The following is a 21,808-nucleotide window of genomic DNA, read 5'->3' as shown; positions in this document are numbered from 1 at the left end:
GGAGAGGGCCACGGGGTTCTCGGCCGCGCCCACGAAGGCTCGAATCCATTCCTGTGGGGGACGAGGGCTGCTACCGGAACCAGCCCTCGTCGGCCCACTCAGGAAAGGCGCTGACGCCGCGCACCGAGCGCGCTGGGCGCCGCGTTGCCGATCACACGCGTATGTCAGCCGCCCAATGCCACCGAGACCACGGCTTTCGCCTCCTCCTGTACCTGGCGGAGGTGATCGGTTCCGAGGAAGGACTCGGCGTAGATCTTGTAGACGTCCTCGGTGCCCGACGGGCGGGCCGCGAACCAGGCGTTGGCGGTGGTCACCTTGATGCCGCCGATGGGCGCGCCGTTGCCGGGAGCCTCGGTGAGGACCGCGGTGACCGCTTCTCCGGCAAGGGTGTCCGTGGTGACCTGTGCGGGCGAGAGCTTCGCGAGGAGGGCTTTCTCCTCGCGGGAGGCCGGGGCGTCGATGCGCTCGTACGCGGGCTCACCGAAACGAGCGGTCAGCGTGGCGTAGTGCTCCGACGGTGTCTTCCCGGTCACCGCGGTGATCTCGGAGGCGAGCAGGGCCAGGATGATGCCGTCCTTGTCGGTGGTCCACACCGAGCCGTCGCGGCGCAGGAACGACGCGCCGGCCGACTCCTCGCCACCGAAACCGAGTGAGCCGCTGACCAGCCCGTCCACGAACCACTTGAATCCCACGGGCACTTCGACCAGTCGACGGCCCAGGTCGGCGGCGACCCGGTCGATCATCCCGGACGACACGAGCGTCTTGCCGATCCCCGTGTCCGCGGGCCACTGCTCACGGTGGGAGTACAGGTAGGAGATGGCGGCGGCGAGGTAGTGGTTGGGGTTCATGAGCCCGGCGTCCGGTGTGACGATCCCGTGGCGGTCGGCGTCGGCGTCGTTGCCCGTGGCGATCCGGAAGCGGTCGCGCTGCTCGATGAGCGAGGCCATGGCATAGGGCGACGAGCAGTCCATACGGATCTTGCCGTCCCAGTCCAGCGTCATGAATCGCCAGGTGGGGTCGGTGAGTGGGTTGACCACGGTCAGGTCGAGCGCGTGCTGTTCGGCGATGCGTCCCCAGTAGGCGACCGAGGCCCCGCCCAGAGGGTCCGCGCCGATGCGTACGCCTGCCGCGCGGATCGCGTCCAGGTCCAGCACGTGCGGCAGGTCGGCCACGTAGGTGCCGAGGAAGTCGTAGCGGCCGGTGCCGGGGGCGGTCAGCGCCCTGGCGTAGGGAATGCGCCGTACGTCCTTGAGTCCGGCCGCGATGAGTTCGTTGGCCCGGTCCTGGATCCAGGACGTCGCCTCGGAGCCTGCCGGGCCGCCGTTCGGCGGGTTGTACTTGAAGCCACCGTCGGCGGGCGGGTTGTGGGACGGGGTGACCACGACCCCGTCCGCGAGGCCCGAGGACCGTCCGCGGTTGTGGGCGAGAATGGCGTGCGAGACCGCCGGAGTGGGCGTGTAGCCGTCCGCGCTGTCGAGAAGCACCGACACCTCGTTGGCCGCGAACACCTCCAGGGCAGTGACCTTCGCGGGCTCCGACAGCGCATGGGTGTCGGCACCCAGGAAGAGGGGGCCGTCGATGCCCTGGCTGTCGCGGTACTCGCAGATGGCCTGGCTCGTCGCAGCGATGTGATCCTCGTTGAACGCGGTCGCCAGTGACGACCCGCGGTGTCCGGACGTGCCGAAGGCGACGCGCTGGCCGGGCTCTGCCGGGTCGGGGTGGAGCGCGTAGTACGCGGTGACCAACCGGGCGACGTCGACGAGATCCTCGGGGCCTGCCGGACTGCCCGCTCGCTCGTGCTGCATGTGCCCGCACCTCCACATCGGTTTTTCTTCGTTTGTGGTCTCATCTTTCCTCAGCGAACGCCGCGGCCGTGTGCGGGAAGGATGACTCCAGGTGGCCGGGAGGCGCTCTCGGCACAATCGAACCCTCCGCGGGACAGCCGCGGAGACTGCTGTGTGACGACTGGAGCAACTCACTGCGCTCCGTCCTGCCGCCGTCGGCCGTCGTCGGCCGCACGCGGCGGCGTGGCCGATGGATTCCCGAGGTGTTCCAGGACTTCCACCAGCTCTTGGCAGGCCAGTTCCACGGAGCGTCTTGTATTGCGCTGCTCAGTGATCACGGCGGAGAGGAGCAGCGCGGTCAGGGCCATGGATCCGTTGAAGGCCTGGAGTTTCATCATCAGCTCGACGTCACTCAACCGTGCGAACGGGCCGACCCCGTCCGTGGCCGCGACGGTGGCCATGACGGAGGCGAAGAGGGCGCACAGCAGGCTGCCCGCAAGCTGGAAACGCAGTGCCGCCCAGATCAGCAGCGGATAGACGAGGAACAGCAGACTGATCGGACTGTGCGTGGCCAGCGGCACGAGGAAGCAGGCCACCAGAGTTATCGCCGTCGCCTCCTTCCATCGCGACAGGTGCAGAGGCCGGCGTGCCCCGTACAGCAGGAGAAGCACGGGGGTGACGATCAGGACACCCATCGCGTCGCCCACCCACCAGCCCAACCAGACCGTCGAGAAGCCGTCCGCGGCGAGCTTGCCCGTGAGGACCAGGAGGCCGACGCCAACGGTCGCGCTGATCAGCATGCTGGCCAGGGCACCCAGGAACACCAGTGCGACGCCATCGCGCAAGCGGTCGAGCTCCATACGGAACCCCACCTTGCGCAGCATGAGATACGCGCAGACCGGGGCGACGGTATTACCCGCAACGATGCCGATCGCGGAGGGCTCGAACGAGGTGAGGGACAGGATGACGAGGAGGGCACCGAGTGCGATCCCGGGCCAGCAACGGATTCCGAAGATCAACAAGCTGGCCACCGCCACGCCCGTGGGCGGCCAGATGGGCGTGAACACCGCGCCCTCGACAACGAGCTGCCGCAGGAGTCCCAGCCGCCCTGCCGCGTAATAGCAGGCCGCGACCGCCAGCGTCTGGAGAGCGACGACGACCGGTCGGCGCAGCTCAGGTGTAGCCACCACAGCAGCCATCAGACACCTACGCCACCACGTCGGCGAGGCGAGAGTGGCGCCCGGCCTACGGTTGACGGCCGGCCGCGTCGTGGCCGACCACCAGTACGGCCGCGTCGTCCTCGTGTCCCACGCGCTCGGCACCCTTGATCACCGCGGCGGCGAGCGAGCTTGCCGACATACCCGCCACGGCGGCGATGCCCGCGAGCCGTACCACCTGGTCGAGCCCCTCGTCGACGCTCACCGAAGGCCCCTCCACCACACCGTCGGTCAGCAGGACGAACACTCCGCCCGTGGTGAGCCGGTACCGGGTGACCGGGTACTCCATGCCCACCTGGATGCCGAGCGGCGGCCCTCCTTCGTCCTCGGCGATGCCGGATTTTCCGTCCGCCGTCGCCCATACGCAAGGGATGTGTCCGGCCCGCGCGCTCTCCAGCACTCCGGTGGACGGGTCGAGCCGCATGAACGTGCAGGTGGCGAAGAGGCCGGCGCCGATCGACAGCAGGAGGTCGTTCGTCCGGGCGAGGAGTTCTCCCGGCTCGCTCGTGACGGAGGCGAGCGCGCGCAGGCCGACCCGGACCTGCCCCATGAACGCGGCCGCCTCGATGTTGTGCCCCTGAACGTCGCCGATGGAGAGACCGATGCGTTCATCGGGCAGCTTGAAGGCGTCGTACCAGTCTCCGCCCACATTGAGGCCGTAGCAGGCCGGCGCGTACTGGACGGCCACGTCGAACCCGGGTGCGGTCGGCATGTCTCCCGGGAGCATGCCGCGTTGCAGCTCGATGGCCAGCTCGACCTGTGAGCGCTGGAACTCCGCGCGTTCACGCGCCTGAGCGGTCAGCCACCCGAGTCTGGCCAGCAGCTCGTCACCGTCGCCCGTTGGGCGCTTGCGGGACATCGACCACCCCGGGAGGAAAGCTGCACTATCAAGGCAAAAATGCTGATTGCCTCTCTATCGGATGATAACGACATAGGCGGCGAGTGACCCGACATCGGTGTGTCCCGGCCCGGGCGGCGGGCTGTCTGTCAGTCAGTCCGTCCGTCCGTCCGTCCGTAACAGGGTGCGGGCGGTCAGCCGTGGGGTGCTCACATAGGCCGAGCACCGCTCGTCCGCGCTTACGTGCACCGGTCTCAGACATCTCGCAGAAAGGTGGCGAGCGGGTGGGCTGTGGCGTCGTTCGTGGGCCGTGACAGGTGTACCGCTGTGTGGAAGTAGCCGGCGGTCTCCTTTCCGCAAGGATCCTCGCCGAGGGCGGTCACCGCGTTAATGGCGTGCCGCTGCTCGTGCGCGCTCGTGAAGCGGCGTTGCGGGTACGTCGGGGCAGCCGCCTTCTCGGTGATCAGACCGTAGGGCTTCAGCCCGTCGGCGATGGGCTGGTAGGAGCCCGTACGCAGCACGAACGCCGCGACCCACACCTGTCGGTGGGCGGCGGCAAGGAGCGGCTGGAAGGTGCGGGGGGACAGGAAGCTGGCTCCGCCCGTGATGGTGATCAGCCGTGTGGGCTGCGCGGCGCGCCGGAAGGCAGCGGTGGGAGGAGCCACTTCCAGGTTCTCGGCGAAGCCTTCGTCCAGCAGACCGACGGCGAGCGCGTAGTCGATGGCGTTCGCAGCGATGTCGAGTCCGATCACTCTGACCGCGTCGGAACACCGATGTGCTGCGTAGTAGGCCCGGTCCCACTCGATCAGCTCAGCCGTGGTGAGCGCTGCTGCCTGCGGGGACGTGTAGTGGGCATACAGGTCTTCCAGCGTCAGATCGTGGTTGAGGAGGGCCGCGTTGATGCCGTACGAGCAGCAGATGTCCAGCACTGTGACCGGGTCGGTGGCGCGGACGGTTCGCGCGCGGGCGGCGGCCATGCGCCGGAACACCCCCTGGGCGTGCCGAGGCGTCTGGTAGTCCCAGTGGCCCAGGACGCGGAAGAAGTCTCTGGGGTCCGGCTGGTCGTAGATCTCGTCGAACGAAGTCATTCCCTCCTGGCTGGAGGCGGCCCGCTCCTCGGATTTCGCGATCCTCAGGTTGCTCTCGCCGGTGCTCCCCGTATGAGTCATCGCATGTGTTCCCTCTCGATCGATCTGGACGGCGCCTTGTACATCGTCAAGCAGTAGTGCTTGACCCGCAGGTGAGGAAGGGGGCGTCGGCGAAACCAGCCATGCCGTGCACGGTCACTTCTTGAGAGCTCGAAGAGGTCCCCAGAGCCCTGACCGGCATGGCCCCGGCCCGGCCCCGGCTGGGGGGTGGAGCGAGTTGGCCCGTATGCCCGCCGCGGCTTGACTTCGAGCGTTCTCCAAGTCCTAGCGTCGCGGTCATGAGTGCTTCAACGCGGCCGACGACCACGGTCGGCGAGTGCGAGGGGGCCATTCGTGGGACTGGGGTAGCCGATGAAGGTGCTGGTGACCGGCGGGACGAGCGGACTGGGGCTCGCGATGGCCTCCGCCCTGGCCACGGTGGGAGCGACGGTCGCGCTGACCGGCCGATCCGGCCGGCGCGCGAGCTCGGTCGCCGCCGAACTGCCGGGGGTGGTCGGCATCGAGATGGACGTGCGAGACGAGTCATCAGTGGCCAGGGCCGTCGACCAGGCGTGGTCGCGGCTCGGCGGCATCGACATGCTGGTGAACAACGCCGGGATCGGCATGCGCACCGTCAACCCTCGTTTCATGACGCACCCGCAGGGCTTCTGGGAGGTGCCGGTCGACGGCTTCCGTGCGGTGATCGAGACCAATCTGACCGGCTACTTCCTGGTGGCCCGCGAGGTCACGCCGCGCATGCTGGCTGCCGGCGGCGGCCGCATCGTCAATGTCTCGGTGAGTGATTCGACCATGCACCGGGCCGGGTTCGTCCCCTACGGGCCGTCGCGTGCCGGCAGCGAGTCGCTGTCCCGGATCATGGCCGCCGACCTGCGCGACACGGGCGTCACTGTCAACCTGCTTCTGCCCGGGGGCCCGACCGTAACGGGGATGCTCCCCCTCGACACCGTGCCCGAGGGCCGGGAGTTCCTGGAGCCCACGGTGATGGGCCCGCCCATCGTCTGGCTGGCGTCCGACGACGCGGTCGGCGTGCATGACGAGCGCATCGTCGCCGTTGAATTCGAGGGCTGGCTGCGTGACAGGAACGGCAGACAGTGAAGCGTCCTGTGCCCAAGACCTCGTAGATGGGGGCGCCGTCCGGGCGAGCCGTACGGTTCGGCCTGAGCGCGGCGAGGGTGTTGCCGGCTCCCGAACCCTCACGGCCGACAGTCAGGCTTCCGATCACTTGACTTGGGCGGCGATAGCCTGCGCGCAGTCCAGGGACTCCGTGTGCGTGGTGTCCACCTCCAGGTCGTAGACCACGCCCCGGTGAACCATCTCCGCCTGCGATGCGGCCATTCCCTGGCCCCGATCCCCGCGGGCGATCTCGCGGCCTGCGGCGACCGTACTCTCGCACCTGACGCCAACCCACAGCACGTCCAGTCCGCCCAAAGCCTTCTGCCACCGCTCCTGGGACGTGGCTCCGCCGAGGAAGACGTCATCGACGATGACCCGGGCCCCTGCACGGGCCATCGCGGCAACCCCCTCCATCCATGCTGCTTCCAGCGCCCGGAACTCCGAACCGACATTCACACCGCCATCCGCGGCGAATTCGATTCCTGCGTCCGATGTCTGCATGGAAGCGGGCATCGCCTCAATCAGCGAGTCGACCCCGGCGGCAAGCCACGGATCCCGCAGTACCGCCTGCAGACACCGGACGATCCCGGACTTGCCGGAGCTGGAGCCGCCGTTCAACACGATCACCTGAGTCGTCATCAGGCCACGCTAGAGGCAACCGCCACGGCGTTCGAAGCGATTTTCGGCAAGCCCGCCCTGCTGCGACACCCCGGCGCACCCTCCGCCCTGACGCCTTAGAGGGCGCGCTCGCCGAGCGGTGGCCGGTTCTTCGTAGTGCTTGAGGGCGGGTTGTCCGGCTCCAGGTCTCGTGGTCCGCTGCGGGGCCGGCGCTCCTCGCAGCCGTCGAGCAGCAGGGTCTTCCCGTCCGTCACATTCTCCCGTCGAGGTTCGTCAGTGAAGTGACGAAGCAACACGACCCCCTAGACGGACAGGACAACACCGATGCTGACAAACATCATGTACGTGACGCTGCATGTCACCGATCAAGACCGCGCGCTGACGTTCTATACGGATCAGCTCGGCCTGGAGAAGCGCGTCGACTATCCGGGTCCTGAAGGACGCTTCCTGACTGTGGGCGTCCCTGGCAGTTCACTCGAGATCATCCTCTGGCCGCGCGCTGCTGCCTCGGGGCAGCCGGCCGAGGTGCAACCGGGCGCCGGGCTTGGTGCGGTCTTCCTCGAATCGGACGATCTGAGGAAGGACTTCACGGTGCTTCGCGACCGCGGTGTGACATTCGACCGGTCCGAACCGGAGGACTACGCGTTCGGCGTCCGCATCGAGGCAGTGGATCCGGACGGCAACCAGATCTCGCTGCGCCAGCGCAGCCGGGCAAGCAAGTAGCGATGGCTGACCGTCCGTAGGTCCCGCGTGGCCGGCGCCGCACGGCGCCGGCCACGCCACGATCCGGGGCCCCGTTCGTGGGGCGCGCGTGGGTGTTCATGTGGCCCGGAGGGTGTTCCACGAGGCTTCGCCGGATTTTAGGGAATCGTCAGTGCATGGGCGACCCAACCGATCCCCACCGCGACGACTCAAGTCCACGCCCCACCAAGGCTCTTCAGCCGTATCCCTGAGGGCATCGGCGGCGGCCTCTCTCTGCTGCCGCTCCCGCGCACTCCGCTCCGTGCCCTGAGCTCGGATCCACGTACCCCGTCAAACGGCTGACCCTGGAGCGGGCGCCGGTCCAGCAACAGTGGCCGGTCAGCCCTGTCAGTGCCCACTGCCATGGTGATCAGCAGCAACGACAAGACGGGGGCATTACATGGTTGAGCGGGCCGCGCGGCGGATCGTAGAGGAGCTCGTCGCGAGGGCGCCGGCAGGCTGGACGCGGGCGATACTGACCAGCACGGCGGGCCGGGGCGGAGTCTCGGTGGCCGGCGGCTACACCGTCCCCGGCACACCCCTGTGGCGCAGCCCGGTGCCCAGTCCCTTCACGGAACTGGGCGAGCTGGCGGAGGCGTTGAGGAAGGTCCGGGGCTGGGAGCGGACCAGCCTGGAGATCGAGTGCAAGCCGTCCGGCGAGTACGGACTGGTCGCGACCACGGACGCGATCACCAGCCTGCGCGGACGGGACGGCGGTTTCCAGGCCGTCCTGGACGCCGGCTACCGGCTCCCCCAGCCCGGTTGTGAGCAGGAGGGAGGTACGGCCGCCCCGGAGGGCGATCCTGAGCCGGCGGTGGCGCGGTTCCGGGAGTACATGCGCCGGCGCGCCGCAATCCTGGGGCGGCCCGAGCAACTGCCGCCGCCCGCGTCCGCCGCGGCACTCGACGAGGCCGAACGGCGCATCGGTCGGCCCCTGCCCGCCGACCTGCGGGCGCTGTACATGATCGCCGACGGCGACGGCATCGACTACGAACAGCGGTACCTGTTCGGGCGCCACGCCTGGCTGGCGCTGGAGGACATGGTCGCCATCCACACCGCCCAGCGCGAACCGGCGTGGTACGGCTGGGAGTTGGCCTGGAACTCGATCGTCTTCGACCCCGACCCGCCCGGCACCGTCCGGCGCTGCGGCGGACACCCTGCCTGGCTGCCTTTCGCCACCGGCGAGGACGGCAACTATCTGGCGGTGGACCTGTCCCCTGCCCGGAACGGCCGCCCCGGGCAGGTCATCTGCATCGGCCGCGACTACGACGACGGTCCGGCCCACGTCGCCGACTCCGTGACCTCACTGCTCGGCCACTACCTGGAGTTGCTGGAGCAGGGAGCCCACGAGGAGCACGGCGACCACATCTCCCTGCTGGAGCCCGCCCGCAGCTTTGGCCCCCACAGGATCATCGGCGAGATCCCCGACGAGATCCCGCCCACCCTTCAGGCCATCCACATCAACGACGCCGTCGGCCTCGTCGATCTCACCCCCACTCATCGCCGGACCGAACCTGCGACTACTGCACCTCAACCGCTGTGCCACCGCCGACCTGGCTCCGATTCGCACACTGCCCGTCGAGTCGCTGCGCGTGACGCTGGACGGCGGTGACCTCACCCCGCTCGAAGGCCACCGCGATCTCACCTCTCTGGACCTGGGGACCACCGGCCCTATCGACATCGCCCCGCTGCGCACCGTCCCGAACCTGCGCGGCCTGGACCTCTCCCGGGCCGACGTCCGCGACGTGACCGTCCTCGCCGACCTGCCCGACCTGCGCTACCTGTCCCTCACCTCACGGCAGTGGACCGTCCTGCTGGACGAGGGCAAGGCGCCGCTCACCCTCGCCGCCGCCCGACTGGCCGACGACGACGCCCCGCTCGACGAGGCCCTGGCCTGGTCGGCCCGCCTCGGCCTCGACACCAGGGACGCGCTCCGCACGACCGGCACCCTCGAATCCGACGGCAGGTGATTCCGGCATGTGACCGGCGTCAGCACGCGGATGACCGCCGCCGACACCGAGAACGTGCGTCGCCTGTTCATCTCCGATCCGAGTTGGCTGCCCGAAGCGGACGTACATGCACGGCCAGTCCTGGGGCGGAAACGTCGCGGCGAAGGTCGTGGGACTCTACGGCAGAAGGAACGGCCCCTACGACGGAGCGCTGCTCACCAACGGAGTCCTGGCCGGCGGCTCACGCGGCTACGACTACCGCGTCGACCTGCGGGTGGTCTACGCCTCCCCTGTCGCCCGCACGCCAGGGCGGACTCGACTGGCGGGTAAGCGTGCGATCGGGTGCTCGTGGTGGAGGCTGATAGTCAGGGGCGGTTCCGGCCCCACGTCTGCAGGGCGTAGGGCCGCCCCTTCTCCTCCCCCGTGATCAGCGGCACGTCGAGCAGGTGGAAGCCCGCCTTGGTGGCCACGGCGACGCTGGCGGCGTTCTCGGCTTCCAGTTCCAGGATCACCTCCCGCGCGCCCAGTTGCTCGAAGGCGTACGCGGCCATCACCCGCACCGCCCGAGCCGCCAGCCCCTGGCCGCGGTGCGCCGGGCCGACCGCGTAGCCGAGCTCCGTGCCCTCGGGGGCACGCCGCAGCATCACCTCGCCGAGCGGTGCGCCGCCGTCGACGGTGATGGCGAGCAGGATGGTCGTGCCCTCCGCCCGCAGCTGCCGGTCCCGGTCCAGCCGTGCGCGGGCGGCCGCGTCGTCGAAGGGGGAGACGATCGGCGTCCAGTACGCGATGTCGGGATGGTCGAACAGCTCCGGCATCGCGGCCAGGTCCGCCTCCGTCCAGTCGCGGAGGACGAGACCCTCCCCCGAGAGCTCGATCCGCTCGGGAAAGGACGATGTGGTGCTGCTCATGGTGGGGGACCTCCCTGGCTTGTTCAGGACGAGGCAGGATAACCGGGGGCAGGCAAAGGCTCACCAGTACCTCAATTGGCGGGGAGTTATCCGGCCGCGAAGGTCACCGAGAGCGATCTGTGCGGCGGGCGTACTGCGGGCGTACTGGGGGGGCTGACCTTCAGTGGTGGCCTGGGACATGATGATGGTCATGACGTTGTCGACGGCGTTTACGAAACTGTTCGGTGTGCGGCATCCGATCGCGCTGGCGCCGATGGGCGGTTCGGCCGGTGGTGAACTGGCGGCGGCCGTGTCACGCGGCGGCGGGCTCGGGTTGCTGGGCTCCGGGAACGGGGACGCGGACTGGCTGGCCCGTGAGGTGCCCATCGTGGCGAAGGGCACCACGGGCCCCTGGGGTGTCGGCTTGTGGACCTGGGCGATCGACGTCGGCGCGGTCGAGCGGGTACTGGAGCACGGCCCCAGGGCGGTGATGTTGTCCTTCGGGGACCCGAGCCCTTTCGCCGAGCGCATCCGCCGGGCGGGCGCGGCACTGATCCTTCAGGTCACCGACTTGGAGGAGGCCAGGCAGGCGGTGGACCTGGGCGCCGACTTCATCGTGGCGCAAGGCACGGAGAGCGGTGGACACGGCTCCCGGCGCGGACGGTCCACCTTGCCGTTCGTGCCGTTGGTGGTGGACCTGGCGGCACCTGTGCCGGTGCTGGCGGTCGGCGGTATCGCCGACGGCCGCGGCGTGGCCGCGGCCCTGGCCCTGGGTGCGGCGGGGGCGGTCATCGGCACCCGCTTCCAGGCCACGGCCGAAGCCGTGGTCCACCCGTCGATCACCACCGCGATCGTCGAGGGACGCGGGCAGGACACGGAGCGCAACCGTGTCCTCGACATCGCCCGCGGCTCCCAGTGGCCCTCGCGGTACACCGCTCGCACCCTGGGCCATCGCTACCTTGACCAATGGCGGGGCCGGGAAGCGGAACTCGCCGCGGATCCCCAGGCGCAACGGGCCTACCAGGACGACGTGGCACGAGGAGAGGTTCCCCCGCTGCCCGTATGGGCCGGCGAGGCGGTCGACCTCATCACCGACCTCCCGCATGCAGCGGACCTCGTCGCCACCCTGGGCGCGCAGGCCGAGGACGCCCTGACCCGAGCCGGGAGGCACTGACCGAGCGCGCCCGCCAGACGCGGCCCCGACCGGTGCACACCGGCCACGGGCAACCGGCGTAGAAGTACCTGCCGGTGCTCGCTCGTGGTCACCGCCACAACCGGCCGTGCGTGGGGAATCTGGGACGCCGCCGCGGCGACGAAGCGGTTCACGCACCCGCTGCGCAGACCGTGTCTGGACGGCGTGGGCCCGAGCGCCGCGATCCTCGACTACGGCTACGGCTACGGCTACGGCTACGGCTACGGCTACGGCTACGGCTACGGACGAACCCTCGAAGAGCTGGAACAGCAGGGCTTCGACAATCTCTCCGGCGTCGATACATCGCCAGGAATGAACACCCGGGCCCGCAGCCTGCACCCCGCGATGCGCTTCGCGGTGCTGGACCTACCGCCGACACCGGCCTGGGCGGACGCGAGCATCGACGTGGTCCTGCTCTTCGCGGTGCTGACCTGCATACCCAGCAACGAAGCCCAGCGGCGCCTGATCGGCGAGCTGTACCGTGAATCGGCGGAGCTACAGATCCTGGCCCGCAAGGCGGCCTCAAGTCACCAGACTCCTCCCCGCCGAAAATGAGATGCGTGTGCCAACCGGCGCTGCCAGGCTGCGCCGGTGAATCATGAACAGATGTCCAAGGTCGCCCACGCCGACCACCCGATAAAGTCGCCCGTCGACGACGACTCCGTACGCCGGCTGCTCGAACGCGGCCTGCCGCCCGGCAGCAAGCGTGTACTCGACCTTGGTTGCGGCAGCGGGGAATGGCTTCTGCGCGCGCTCGCCACAGACCCTCAGCTGTACGCCGAAGGCGTCGACGTCTCCGAGGACTCCCTGGAGGACGCCCGCCATGCCGCGATCCGCCTCGGCGTCGAGGAGCGCCTCGTACTCCACCACCAGGAAGCCGAAAGCTTCTCCTCCCCGCACCCGTTCGACCTGGTGCTCAGCGTCGGTGCCACGCACGCCTTCGGCGGCCTGCTGCCCACTCTCGCAGCGGCACGCACTCATCTGGCGCCCGGGGGACGCGTACTGATCGGTGAGGGCTTCTGGGACCGCGAGCCCTCCCCCGAAGCCATCGAGATGCTCGGGGACTTCACCGACCTGGCGACCACGGTGGACCGTGTCGTCGCCGACGGGTGGACTCCTGTCCACGGCCATGTCAGCACACGCGGCGAACTGGACGACTACGAGTGGGCCTGCTGGGGCTCGCTCGCCGCATGGGCCCTGGATCACCCTGCCGACCCGGACAGCTCCCAGGTACTTGAGACAGCGACCACCCGGCGCTCGGAATGGCTACGCGTCTACCGTGACACCTGGGGCTTCGTCAGCCTGATCCTGCGTCAAACATCCCACTGACACGGGGACAGGCCTGTCCCCCGGCTCCCCTGTCACCACCCAGGGAGAGCGATGGGAGCGGCTTCGGGGTTCGATGACGAGCCGCTCGATGAGGTCTGCGCGGAGTGTGAACTGCTAGGTAGTTTCGTTTGGATCAGATGGTCGTTGGTCCGGGTGTGCCGTTGGCTGATGCGCAGTGCGCGCGGATTGAGCCGTTGCTCCCGGGCCGGACGCCGAAGCGGGGTGGCCGCTGGCGGGACCATCGTGAGGTGATCGACGCGATCGCCTTCAAGTTTCAGACTGGTACCCAGTGGGTTCATTTGCCGGAGAAGTATGGCAACTGGCGAGGTGTCTACAACCGGCCGCGGATGTGGGCCGTCGATGGCACCTGGGAGCGGGTGTTCACCGCTCTGGTGGCCCAGGCCGAAGCGGACGAGGACCTGAGCTGGGCCGTTTCGGTGGATTCCACGATCGTGCGGGCTCACCAGCACGCGGCCGGGGCCCGCAAAAGGGGGCCCCGGCCGGCGAGCCGGACGACCACGCCATCGGCCGGTCCCGCGGCGGACTGACCACGAAGATCCACCTTGCCGCCGACAACCGCTGTCGGCCCCTGGTCTTCCATATCACCGCCGGACAGGCAGGCGACGCGCCCGCCTTCATGGAAGTGATGGCACGCCTGCGCGTTCCCCGCCGCCGTGGACGGCCCCGCACCAGGCCGGACATGGTCCTGGCCGACAAGGCGTGTTCTTCCCACGCGATCCGCAGCCACTTGCGCAAGCGCGGTATCCGGACGGTGATCCCCGTCCCGGCCGACCAGCGACGTCACCGACTGCGGCGGGGAAGCCGGGGCGGCAGGCCACCGGCCTTCGACCGCAAGACCTACAAACAGCGCAACACCGTCGAGCGGTGCATCAACCGCCTGAAGCAATCGCGCGGCATCGCCACCCGTTACGAGAAGACCGCGACCATCTACCTGGCCGGACTCCACGTCGCGGGCATCTTTCTCTGGTCCGCTCGGTGATCCAAACGAAACCGCTCAGTAGCTGTCGTAGCTGGGCTTACCGTTCGGCCGGTAGACGCCGACGATGGTGCCGCCCTTCGTCGTCGAGACGCTGACCGGCTCCAGCGCAGTGGGGATCGCTCCGTCGGCGAACAGCCGCTTGCCGGTGCCGATGATCACCGGATGGATGGTCAGCCGGTACTCGTCGACGAGGCCGTGCTGCATGAGGGTCTGGGCGAGGTCGCCGCTGCCGACGACGTTGATGTTGCCGCCGTCGGACGCCTTCAGCTTGCGTACGGCATCGACGATGTCGCCCTCCAGCAGCGTGGAGTTCTGCCACTCGACGGACGTCAGGGTCCGAGACGCCACGTACTTGTGCATGCTGTTCATCCGATTGGTGAACGGGTTCTCGGGATCGGCGGTCGGCCAGTACGACGCGAAGATCTCGTACGTCTTGCGGCCGAGCAGCATCGCGTCGGAGTGTTCGTACCAACCGGCGATGGCCGTGCCGACCTCGTCGTCGGCCACCGGCTTCTGCCAGCCGCCGTGCTCGAAGCCGCTCTCAGCGTCCTCGTCCGGACCGCCCGGCGCCTGCATGACGCCGTCCAGCGTCAGGAACGTGCAAACGATGATCTCGCGCATGGTGCGCTCCCTTCGTCGACAGGTAGACCGCACAACCGCCGGAAACTCATCGGCGGAACTTCCGCGGCGCAGCACTAGCTACGGCCGTCGTCTGGATCAGCCCGGTTGTGAGGTGCGGTACCTCTTGGACGCCGGGATGATCCAAACGACAGGCCCTAGCGGAGATCGACGGTGCCGCCGGGGAGGTTGCCTTCGAGGTGGTGTGTGGCGATGTAGTGGGTCGCGTCGGTCGGCTGGGCGCCGGTGAGACGCGGGGCAGACCGGGAAAGCCCGCCCGGCGGGCGGAGTGGGGAACCAAGCGTCGGACGGGCCGAGTTCCCGGCGTCGCGTCGCTCAGTCGATGACGCGGTCGGCGCCGGCCGGCGGGCGCGGTGCCGGGTGGCGTCCCGTCCGCTCGGCGGCGAGCGCCGCGAGCAGGACCGTCAGAGCCGCCAGGGCGGCGGCCACCGCGGCGAGACCTGCCGCCCAGGACGGTGCGGCCCCGATTTCCAGCCCCTGGGACAGGGCCCGCGAGTGGAGTCGCCCTTCCAGCAGCTGAAGGGTGGCCAGTGCCGCGGGCACCAGCACGGCCACGACGAGCAACGGCACCGCGCCGCGCACGAGGACGGCCACGGCGAGCACGAGGCACAGCGCGGAGACTCCGACGGCGAAGCCGTAGACGCCGAGCGGCGCGCCGTCCCGGTGCAGCGGCAGATGCATCAGGCCGCACACGACGAGCGCCGCGGCCGTGAGCCACCCCGGCCACTTCGGGAGCGCCAAGATCCTCGCCGGGTCGCGCTCACCCCGTTCCCGGACCTGCCGTGCGGCACGGTCGTGAGGCGTACCGCGGTCCCGCCCTGCTGCCGGCCACGGCGTCGGAGCGGCCGCCTCCTCGGGCGGTGGCGCCCCAATGCGCGGGTTCCGAGAGGGAGTTCCCGCCCCCGGAGTACCAGTGGCGGCGCGCCCCTCGGACAACTGGCCGATGAGCTGCACGAGTTCCTCGACAGGCCGGCGTGAGGCGACCGTCCGGACAGCCTCCTCCGCGCAGTGCGATTCGACCGAAGGCCGGTGCAGCAGCGCCATCAGCCGGGTGACGTCCTCGACGGGGCGTGACTCCGCCGCCGAGCGGATCGCCTCGTCCGCGCTGTCGGCGCTGCGGGGCGGACTCGCCAGCCGCACGACCAGCCGGCCGACGTCCTCGACGGAGCGGTCCACGCCGACTGCTCTGAGCGCGTCGACGGTGGTCCGGGCGTAGGCGGGGGACTGCTCCAGCAGCGTGATGAGCTGGATGACCTCTTCCAGTGGCCGATCAGCGACGGCTGCGTGCACGAGACCATCGATCGGGTCGGCGTGCCACGGTGCGGGCGGGGTGTCGTGGGCGTCCGGAGATATGCCGGAACGGTCCGGGCCGGAAGGGGGAAGGGTGGTGCTCATCTTCTTTTGCTCCAAATACAGGCTGCGGCCGCGCAGGCGACGCACGGTGCGGCCGCTCTCCGGTCCCCGATTCCGTTCGCGGCCCGCTGCCCATTACTAGAGGGCTTCGTGGCACCCCGCCACTCGGACGGGGCATCGGTGTGAAGCCACCTCGCTCGCTCAGGAGCCCACAGCGAGCGGTGCCCGGGCCGTGAGCGAACGGCGGGAGGGTGCCGAGCTTTCTTGTACGGCAGGGCAGAGCACCGGCACCCTCGCGCCTGTCAGGCGACGCCGCCTCCGGTCACGGGAACTGAGTGACCTTCGACGGAACGGTGTCCGTCCCTGACGTGGGGGCGCCGGTGTCATTGATGACGTGGGCGTACTGGCCCTTGCCGCCCAGGGAGATCACCAGGATGTCGTGCATCTTGATCCCCGTTTTGACGGGCACCTGGAAGCCGTGGGCCTGCACGATCGTCGGGTCCGACGTGTAGTTGCAGTAGCTTCCCAGGCCCCATGCCTCGTGTACGGCGACGGAATCGGCGACCTTGTAGGCCGCGTAGCCGACGATGCCGTCATGGGTGATGGCGGCCGCGTTGGGCGCGTCGTACGCCTTCTCGTTCTGGAAGAAGATCGTCCGTCCGCGCTCGCCGTTCCACAGCACGTCGTACTTGTTGAAGTGTTCGACGAACAGGCCGGTTGCGAGGACGTCGTCGCCATTGACGCGCAGGCCGTAGTCCGCCCGGTTGGTGTCCCAGCCGACCCCGTCCCCGTGGTCGGCGCGCCAGAGCCAGGTGTGGTCGATGACGACGTCGTCGCTGTTGACGACAACGGAGTTGGTGGCGAGGCCGGGGCCCGCGCCGCCGATGCGTACGAACACGTCCTGCACGGTGGTGGGGTTGGCGGAGTGGTCGGCGGAGGCGTCGGACGGGCCGATCTGCAGCAGGGTGTCCGAGTTGGCGCTTCCGGCGTCGATGAGGAATCCGGCGAGCTTGACGCCGTCCACGTCCGCCACGTGCAGGGCGTCGATGCCGTTGTCCGGCACGATCGTGGCCAGGCCGAGGCCGAGGACGACGGTGTTGGCGCGGGTCACGTTGATCGTCTGGTCGAGGTGGTAGACGCCCGGGGTGAAGAGGAGGTTGAGGCCCTGGGCGAGGGCCGTGTTGATGGTCGTCGCGGTCGCGCCGGGCTTGACGACGTAGAACTGGTCCAGCGGTATCGACGTACCGGCGGTGTTGGGCCAGGAAACGCCGCGGGCGCTCGTGCGCTTGGCCGGTACGAACACCTTGTACGCGCTGCCGTCCAGGTAGAGGAAGGGCTTCTCGCGGGAGACCGGGGTGGTGTCCAGGGTCGTGTAAGGGCCGTTGTCGAAGTTGGTCGCGGGGGCTCCCTGCACACCGGTGAACGTCATGTTCCACACGCCGTTGGTCCAGCCGCCGACCGAGCTGTCACGCGTGTACCACTGCTGCTGGGAGTACGGGCCGACCGTACCGTCGATCTTGGAGTCGGCGATGTAGCCGCCCGACGCCCATCCGTAGCCGGCCGGGGCGAGGTTGAGCCCGCCCTGTACGTGGATACGGCGGAAGGGCGCGGCCTGGGCCACCGCCCAGCGGTCGGTGCCGTTGGAGGGCGTGAGCGAGAGGTTCTCCGCCGAACGCCAGAAGTTCTGGGTGGCGTTGCCGTTGAACCAGCCCGCGTCCACGGTGATGTCACCGTTGATGTGGGTGTCGTCGGGGTTGAGGCCTAGCCCGGAGATCGAGGTGTAGAACCCGAGTTGGGCGTTGATGCCGTTGTAGGTGCCGGGCTTCAGCAGGAACTGGTAGCGGCCCGAGCCGAACTGGCTCGATTCCTGCTGGGCGAAGACCTGGTCGAACTTCTGTTGCAGATTGGGCGTCGACGGGTCGACGACGATGACGTTGTTGCCGAGGTCGCCGCCCCCTTGCACGGGCGGAGTGCCTCCTGAACCGGTGTGGACGGCGACCTCCCACAGCGAGTACCCGTAGCCGGTGGCCCGGGCCGTCCCGTAGATCCGTACGTAGCGGCCCTGCCCGGAGACATCGTAGGAAGCTGTGCCCCCGGTGCCGTCGGTGACGGTCTTGAGGGTGGTCCAGTTCTGGCCGTCCGTGGAGGCCTGGATCTGGAACGCCTTGCCGTACGCCGTCTCCCAGTTGAGGTCGATTTTGCAGAGGTCCTGGGCTGTTCCCAGGTCGGCCTGGACCCACTGCGGGTCGGAGGCCTGGCTGGACCAGCGTGTGCCGGTGTTGCCGTCGAAGGCCGCGGACGCCGGGGTTCCGGCGTTCTCGGTGGAGGAGGCGGTGGCCGGCCGGCCCTGCGCCGCGTTGGCCGAGTCGCAGGTGGTGGGCGGTGTCGTGCCGGTGTCGCCGTAGACCTGGAACTCCCACAGGGAGTAGCCCCACTGGGTGGCGCGGTGGACGCCGTACATCCGTACGTAGCGGCCCTGGCCGGAGACGTCGAGGGTGTCCACTCCCCCGTCGCCGCCGGTCACGGTCTTGATGTCGGTCCAGGTGCTCCCGTCCGGGGAGATCTGGATGCGGTAGTCGCTGCCGTACGCCGCTTCCCAGTTGAGGACGACCTTGGTGACCGAGGCCGTGGTGCCGAGGTCGACCTGCAACCACTGGGTGTCGGTCGCGGCCGACGACCACCGGGTCGCGGTGTTGCCGTCGACGGCGTAGGGGGCGGGGGTGCCCGCGTTCTCGTCGGACGAGGACGTGGCCGTCTTGCCCTGGGACAGCGGTAGGTCGGCGGCGGCGGCCGGTCTTTGCAGGGGCAGGGTGATGAGCGCGGCCATGGCGGCGAGCGCGACACCCAAGGATCTAAGTCTCATGTCGTGGCTCCATGCGGGTGGGGTGACGAGCAGAGCGAACACAACGAGTTCGGAACAGAGCGGTCAGCTCGGTTCCTCTTGACGCCTGGGGGTGAACCGGCTTCCCATGGCGCTTAGTTCACGATTTGATTTAAGTAATGAGCCATCAAGGGGGCAAGCCCTCTGACGCGAATTTCTTCACCTCGTACGCGCGGCGGCGCCGCGCTGATATCGGAGTGCGAAGTGGCTCGGGAGAGTGTCACAGTCACTGTCGTGACCTTGATGGACGTGCTCGTCGACTTCGCCCTCACTGGCCGGATCGGCCCCCTGAACTGCGGGATGTCCCTGGCTGAGGCTGAAGCCCTGCTCGGCCCGGGGCGCCCGCACCCCGCCCACATCCTTAAAGGGCCCGATATCGACGGCTACCCGTACTCCTGGGCCGGGCTGCGGCTAGTGGTCGCTCAGCGGGCCGTCAGCGGAATCTGGATCGACCTCTGGCCCGGTTCGACCGCCGGACTTCCGCCGCTCGTCCTGCCCGATTCCGAGTCATTCGACGCCACCGTCCTCCGCGAGGAGCTGATCGCCGCCCTGGACACCGCAGGCTGCCGGCATGCGGTCAACAGCACCCTCACTTTCGGCCAGCAGTCAAGCCTGATCACCCAACCCGCTGACGTCTGCGCGGTCTTCAGCCTGCCGGGACGGGACAACCACGTGCCGCACCGTGATCGGCACTACCTCGACGTGATGCACAAGCACACGGTTGGTGCATAAGCTCGGTACGTGGGTCGCCGTGGGCATGGATGTGCTCCTGTGGTGCACAGGTCGATTCCTTGGGGGTTGCCTTGACCGACTCCAGCCGTCGACACCGCCCGTACATCGCAGTGGCCGGGCCGGGCGAGGCGACCGCCCGGGAGACAGAGCTGGCCCGGGAGGTCGGCGGACTGCTGGCGCAGCGTGGCGCGGTCGTCGTGTGCGGGGGGCTCGGCGGTGTCATGGAGGCCTGTGCCGAGGGCGCCGGCGCGGCGGGCGGCACCGTGGTCGGCGTACTGCCCGGCGGAGACCGAACCGCTGCCAACCCGTACCTGACTGTCGCCCTGGCGACCGGTCTGGGCGAACTGCGCAACGGCGTCCTGGTGAATACCTGCGATGCCCTCATCGCGGTGGGAGGCAGTTGGGGAACGCTCAGTGAGGTGGCGCTGGCACTGCACGCCGGCAAGCCGGTTGCCGCGCTGCGCAGTTGGACTCCGCCGGCTGAGGCCGCTTCTTCTGGGCAGGCCCGGCTGCTGGTCGAGGTCTCGACGCCCGCAGAGGCCGTCGACAACGTACTGTCGCGTCGTTGACGGATTGCGACGCACGGACCGCGTGAACCTCTTCCAGCAGACAGGGCTCAGCAACAGCCGGTCTCGGCACTGCCCGAGGCGGTGCCTGAGTCAGTGCCTGAGGCGGTGCCTGCGCCGGTGACGGCTTCGAGGCGGCAGAAGCAGGAGGCCTCGATCGGTACATCCGCGAGAGCGAGCGCGATCTTCAGCTGTTGGGCCACGATCTGCGCCTCCCCCACCTTGCCCAGACGGACCAGGCACTCGTGGAAGCCGTGCAGGGCCCAGACGTTGCCGGGGTGTTGCGAGGCCCGGGGCAGGGTGCCGTCGAGTCCCAGGTCGGCCCGGTAGACCGCTTCCGCCTCCGCTACGCGCCCCTGTTCGAGGAGCAGCGCTCCGTACGCGTGTCGAGTGGGCTGCATCCAGCCCCACGGCTCGTCGTAGGGAAGGCTGTCGTCCAGCGCGATCGACCGCTCCAGCATGGCGAAGGCGACGTCGTGGTTGCCCTTGCGGTACTCCAGTTCTCCGTCGAGCATCGCCGACGCGATCGCGAGGATGTCGGCACAGGTGTTGTTGAACAGCATGCGTGTCTGCGGGACACGGGAGACCGCCGCACGGAACCTCTCGCGCTCGTCCTCGGCCTCGGCGATCCTGCCGGTGGCCGAGAGAGCGACGCCGCGGGCGTAGTGAAGCATCGCCGTCGTCACGCAGTACAGCCGCGGTTCCGCGGGCATCGGGAGCCGCAGGATGTCGGACCAGCGGCCGAAGCGGATCAGCACATGGACCCGCATCGCGAGGAAGCCCTCCAGCCAGTCCGCCATGGGCGGACTCTGCACCCGCAGCAGTTCTGCCGGGATGGACGCCTCGAGTTGCGCGGCAGTCTCCAGTGCGGTCTTCGACTGGCCGAGGAACATCGCCCCGTAGATCTTGAAGTGATAGTCGTGCGACCGGTAGAGCGTGTAGAAGTTCATCGCACCGGCCCGCGCGTGGAACTTCTCGTCGGCGACGATCGCGCGGCTGTTGTCCGCCACCACGCGCCGGTAGTCGCCGCACAGCACGTCCAGATGCGTGGGCATGTGCTGAAGATGGCCGGCGTCGGGCACCAGGCCGCGCAGCCGGTCCGCGACGGGCAAGGCGGTCTCGGGGGTGGACGACATCTCCATGAGGTGGATGTACAGGTGCAGGACCCCGGGGTGCTCCTTGCCCGCCTCGGTGGCGAACGCCCGCTCCAGGACGGCCTTGGCCTCCACCGTGCGGGCGCCCTCGGCCGGTTCGCCGGTCCGCAGATTCCACAGTTGCCAGGGCGTGAGGTTCATCAGCGCGTCGGCATGGAGCGTGGCGACATCGAGGTCGTCGGGGGCGAGTTCGTACACGCCGCGCATGCTGTCCGCGTAGGGCTCGTTCCACACCGAGCAGTCCTCGACGGGTTCCGCCCGCGGGTAGCGAGCCCGCAGCGCGCGGATCAAGGCCTGTTCGACGGGGGTGGCGCCGTCCGCCTTCTCCTGGGCGAGCCGCACGGCGGCGTGGGTACGGTCGACGGTACGGGCCAGGTCCGCGCCGTCGAAGAACTCCCAGGGCTTGTTGTAGTTCGGGCCCAGGGCGTAGGCGATGCCCCAGTAAGCCATGGCGCAGTCGGGATCCGCCGCTGCGGCGGCCTCGAAGCAGGAGACGGCTTCCTCGTGGTGGAAGGCGTACGCCCAGATCAATCCGCGGTCGAACCACGTCTGGGCAGCGGGGGAGGACGTCGTCACGGGGCGGTGGTGGGTGCCGAGATCGTAGTAGTCCATCCTGCTCTCCCTGAAGGTACGGTCGACCAGGCGGCGGATACGAGTCCATCCTCCA

At 69.1% G+C, this 21,808-nt stretch carries 20 protein-coding genes and 2 pseudogenes; 11 read left to right on the top strand and 11 right to left on the bottom strand.

The features are described 5' to 3' along the window. Positions 1 to 164 precede the first annotated feature (164 nt). The 4 genes from pgm to AB5J50_RS48445 all read right to left on the bottom strand — a co-directional run bounded on the left by pgm (position 165) and on the right by AB5J50_RS48445 (position 5,008). Positions 165 to 1,805 (bottom strand): phosphoglucomutase (alpha-D-glucose-1,6-bisphosphate-dependent), encoded by a 1,641-nt coding sequence (gene pgm, locus AB5J50_RS48460; protein WP_369264902.1) that lies wholly within the window; start codon positions 1,803 to 1,805, stop codon positions 165 to 167. 170 nt (positions 1,806 to 1,975) lie between these two features. Continuing rightward, positions 1,976 to 2,983, bottom strand: coding sequence for an MASE1 domain-containing protein (locus tag AB5J50_RS48455; RefSeq protein WP_369264901.1), 1,008 nt, complete (start codon positions 2,981 to 2,983; stop codon positions 1,976 to 1,978). A 46-nt stretch (positions 2,984 to 3,029) separates the two neighbouring features. Further along, positions 3,030 to 3,860, bottom strand: coding sequence for a PP2C family protein-serine/threonine phosphatase (locus tag AB5J50_RS48450; RefSeq protein WP_369264900.1), 831 nt, complete (start codon positions 3,858 to 3,860; stop codon positions 3,030 to 3,032). 233 nt (positions 3,861 to 4,093) lie between these two features. Continuing rightward, positions 4,094 to 5,008 carry a hypothetical protein gene (locus tag AB5J50_RS48445; RefSeq protein ID WP_369264899.1) on the bottom strand — a complete coding sequence of 305 codons (915 nt, stop codon included), beginning with the start codon at positions 5,006 to 5,008 and terminating at the stop codon, positions 4,094 to 4,096. Positions 5,009 to 5,338: 330 nt separating this feature from the next. On the opposite strand from AB5J50_RS48445, the gene AB5J50_RS48440 reads away from it, so the two are divergent. Beyond that, entirely contained in the window at positions 5,339 to 6,082 is a 744-nt protein-coding gene (locus tag AB5J50_RS48440; RefSeq protein WP_369264898.1) for an SDR family NAD(P)-dependent oxidoreductase, read from the top strand. Positions 6,083 to 6,205: 123 nt separating this feature from the next. On the opposite strand, the gene cpt is transcribed toward AB5J50_RS48440, so the two are convergent. Both cpt and AB5J50_RS48430 read right to left on the bottom strand, forming a co-directional pair. Beyond that, complete coding sequence (gene cpt / locus AB5J50_RS48435) at positions 6,206 to 6,739, bottom strand: chloramphenicol phosphotransferase CPT (RefSeq protein ID WP_369264897.1); 534 nt, start codon at positions 6,737 to 6,739, stop codon at positions 6,206 to 6,208. 95 nt (positions 6,740 to 6,834) lie between these two features. After that, the gene (locus AB5J50_RS48430; protein WP_327434382.1) at positions 6,835 to 6,972 is read right to left on the bottom strand and encodes a hypothetical protein; all 138 of its coding nucleotides are present in this window, start codon (positions 6,970 to 6,972) and stop codon (positions 6,835 to 6,837) included. 70 nt (positions 6,973 to 7,042) lie between these two features. Here AB5J50_RS48430 and AB5J50_RS48425 point away from each other — a divergent pair, with 70 nt between their 5' ends. The 4 genes and pseudogenes from AB5J50_RS48425 to AB5J50_RS48410 all read left to right on the top strand — a co-directional run. Further along, positions 7,043 to 7,441, top strand: coding sequence for a VOC family protein (locus tag AB5J50_RS48425; protein WP_369264896.1), 399 nt, complete (start codon positions 7,043 to 7,045; stop codon positions 7,439 to 7,441). Between the two features lie 418 nt (positions 7,442 to 7,859). After that, positions 7,860 to 9,071 (top strand): SMI1/KNR4 family protein, encoded by a 1,212-nt coding sequence (locus AB5J50_RS48420; protein ID WP_369264895.1) that lies wholly within the window; start codon positions 7,860 to 7,862, stop codon positions 9,069 to 9,071. Continuing rightward, complete coding sequence (locus AB5J50_RS48415; protein ID WP_369264894.1) at positions 9,052 to 9,429, top strand: leucine-rich repeat domain-containing protein; 378 nt, start codon at positions 9,052 to 9,054, stop codon at positions 9,427 to 9,429. The genes AB5J50_RS48420 and AB5J50_RS48415 overlap by 20 nt, the downstream gene beginning before the upstream one ends. A 24-nt stretch (positions 9,430 to 9,453) precedes the next feature. Beyond that, a pseudogene (locus AB5J50_RS48410) lies at positions 9,454 to 9,691 on the top strand (hypothetical protein); the annotation flags it as partial. A gap of 82 nt (positions 9,692 to 9,773) precedes the next feature. Here AB5J50_RS48410 and AB5J50_RS48405 read toward each other — a convergent pair. Continuing rightward, on the bottom strand, positions 9,774 to 10,316 hold the full coding sequence (locus AB5J50_RS48405; protein ID WP_369264893.1) for a GNAT family N-acetyltransferase: 543 nt from the start codon (positions 10,314 to 10,316) through the stop codon (positions 9,774 to 9,776). Between the two features lie 190 nt (positions 10,317 to 10,506). Here AB5J50_RS48405 and AB5J50_RS48400 point away from each other — a divergent pair, with 190 nt between their 5' ends. From AB5J50_RS48400 to AB5J50_RS48385, 4 genes and pseudogenes are all read left to right on the top strand, one after another. Beyond that, complete coding sequence (locus tag AB5J50_RS48400) at positions 10,507 to 11,469, top strand: NAD(P)H-dependent flavin oxidoreductase (protein ID WP_369264892.1); 963 nt, start codon at positions 10,507 to 10,509, stop codon at positions 11,467 to 11,469. 84 nt (positions 11,470 to 11,553) lie between these two features. Beyond that, complete coding sequence (locus tag AB5J50_RS48395; RefSeq protein ID WP_369264891.1) at positions 11,554 to 12,042, top strand: class I SAM-dependent methyltransferase; 489 nt, start codon at positions 11,554 to 11,556, stop codon at positions 12,040 to 12,042. A 36-nt stretch (positions 12,043 to 12,078) separates the two neighbouring features. After that, complete coding sequence (locus tag AB5J50_RS48390) at positions 12,079 to 12,816, top strand: cyclopropane-fatty-acyl-phospholipid synthase family protein (protein ID WP_369264890.1); 738 nt, start codon at positions 12,079 to 12,081, stop codon at positions 12,814 to 12,816. Between the two features lie 137 nt (positions 12,817 to 12,953). After that, positions 12,954 to 13,816 (top strand): annotated as a pseudogene (locus AB5J50_RS48385) (IS5 family transposase). Between the two features lie 15 nt (positions 13,817 to 13,831). Here the strand turns inward: AB5J50_RS48385 and AB5J50_RS48380 are convergent. The 3 genes from AB5J50_RS48380 to AB5J50_RS48370 all read right to left on the bottom strand — a co-directional run bounded on the left by AB5J50_RS48380 (position 13,832) and on the right by AB5J50_RS48370 (position 18,671). Next, positions 13,832 to 14,437 carry a dihydrofolate reductase family protein gene (locus tag AB5J50_RS48380; RefSeq protein WP_369264889.1) on the bottom strand — a complete coding sequence of 202 codons (606 nt, stop codon included), beginning with the start codon at positions 14,435 to 14,437 and terminating at the stop codon, positions 13,832 to 13,834. Between the two features lie 333 nt (positions 14,438 to 14,770). Continuing rightward, positions 14,771 to 15,850: a hypothetical protein gene (locus tag AB5J50_RS48375; protein ID WP_369264888.1), complete on the bottom strand. Its 1,080-nt coding sequence runs from the start codon at positions 15,848 to 15,850 to the stop codon at positions 14,771 to 14,773. Between the two features lie 280 nt (positions 15,851 to 16,130). Then, positions 16,131 to 18,671, bottom strand: coding sequence for a discoidin domain-containing protein (locus AB5J50_RS48370; RefSeq protein WP_369264887.1), 2,541 nt, complete (start codon positions 18,669 to 18,671; stop codon positions 16,131 to 16,133). Positions 18,672 to 18,923: 252 nt separating this feature from the next. Here AB5J50_RS48370 and AB5J50_RS48365 point away from each other — a divergent pair, with 252 nt between their 5' ends. Next, complete coding sequence (locus tag AB5J50_RS48365) at positions 18,924 to 19,421, top strand: hypothetical protein (protein WP_369264886.1); 498 nt, start codon at positions 18,924 to 18,926, stop codon at positions 19,419 to 19,421. Positions 19,422 to 19,492: 71 nt separating this feature from the next. Then, positions 19,493 to 19,990, top strand: a complete 498-nt coding sequence (locus AB5J50_RS48360; protein ID WP_369264885.1) for a TIGR00725 family protein — start codon at positions 19,493 to 19,495, stop codon at positions 19,988 to 19,990. Positions 19,991 to 20,037: 47 nt separating this feature from the next. Here the strand turns inward: AB5J50_RS48360 and AB5J50_RS48355 are convergent, their stop codons facing one another. Then, a complete protein-coding gene (locus tag AB5J50_RS48355) occupies positions 20,038 to 21,753 on the bottom strand; it encodes a tetratricopeptide repeat protein (RefSeq protein WP_369264884.1) in 1,716 nt (571 codons plus the stop codon). Between the last annotated feature and the right edge of the window lie 55 nt (positions 21,754 to 21,808).

This window comes from Streptomyces sp. R35, from assembly GCF_041053035.1.
Lineage (GTDB): Bacteria > Actinomycetota > Actinomycetes > Streptomycetales > Streptomycetaceae > Streptomyces > Streptomyces lutosisoli.
This window is presented reverse-complemented; position numbering and strand designations above follow the sequence as displayed.

Coding starts and splice junctions, on each gene's coding strand:
- pgm (WP_369264902.1), bottom strand. CDS start 1,805: ATGCAGCACGAGCGAGCGGGCAGTCCGGCAGGCCCCGAGGATCTCGTC.
- AB5J50_RS48455 (WP_369264901.1), bottom strand. CDS start 2,983: ATGGCTGCTGTGGTGGCTACACCTGAGCTGCGCCGACCGGTCGTCGTC.
- AB5J50_RS48450 (WP_369264900.1), bottom strand. CDS start 3,860: ATGTCCCGCAAGCGCCCAACGGGCGACGGTGACGAGCTGCTGGCCAGA.
- AB5J50_RS48445 (WP_369264899.1), bottom strand. CDS start 5,008: ATGACTCATACGGGGAGCACCGGCGAGAGCAACCTGAGGATCGCGAAA.
- AB5J50_RS48440 (WP_369264898.1), top strand. CDS start 5,339: ATGAAGGTGCTGGTGACCGGCGGGACGAGCGGACTGGGGCTCGCGATG.
- cpt (WP_369264897.1), bottom strand. CDS start 6,739: ATGACGACTCAGGTGATCGTGTTGAACGGCGGCTCCAGCTCCGGCAAG.
- AB5J50_RS48425 (WP_369264896.1), top strand. CDS start 7,043: ATGCTGACAAACATCATGTACGTGACGCTGCATGTCACCGATCAAGAC.
- AB5J50_RS48420 (WP_369264895.1), top strand. CDS start 7,860: ATGGTTGAGCGGGCCGCGCGGCGGATCGTAGAGGAGCTCGTCGCGAGG.
- AB5J50_RS48405 (WP_369264893.1), bottom strand. CDS start 10,316: ATGAGCAGCACCACATCGTCCTTTCCCGAGCGGATCGAGCTCTCGGGG.
- AB5J50_RS48400 (WP_369264892.1), top strand. CDS start 10,507: ATGACGTTGTCGACGGCGTTTACGAAACTGTTCGGTGTGCGGCATCCG.
- AB5J50_RS48380 (WP_369264889.1), bottom strand. CDS start 14,437: ATGCGCGAGATCATCGTTTGCACGTTCCTGACGCTGGACGGCGTCATG.
- AB5J50_RS48375 (WP_369264888.1), bottom strand. CDS start 15,850: ATGAGCACCACCCTTCCCCCTTCCGGCCCGGACCGTTCCGGCATATCT.
- AB5J50_RS48370 (WP_369264887.1), bottom strand. CDS start 18,671: ATGAGACTTAGATCCTTGGGTGTCGCGCTCGCCGCCATGGCCGCGCTC.
- AB5J50_RS48355 (WP_369264884.1), bottom strand. CDS start 21,753: ATGGACTACTACGATCTCGGCACCCACCACCGCCCCGTGACGACGTCC.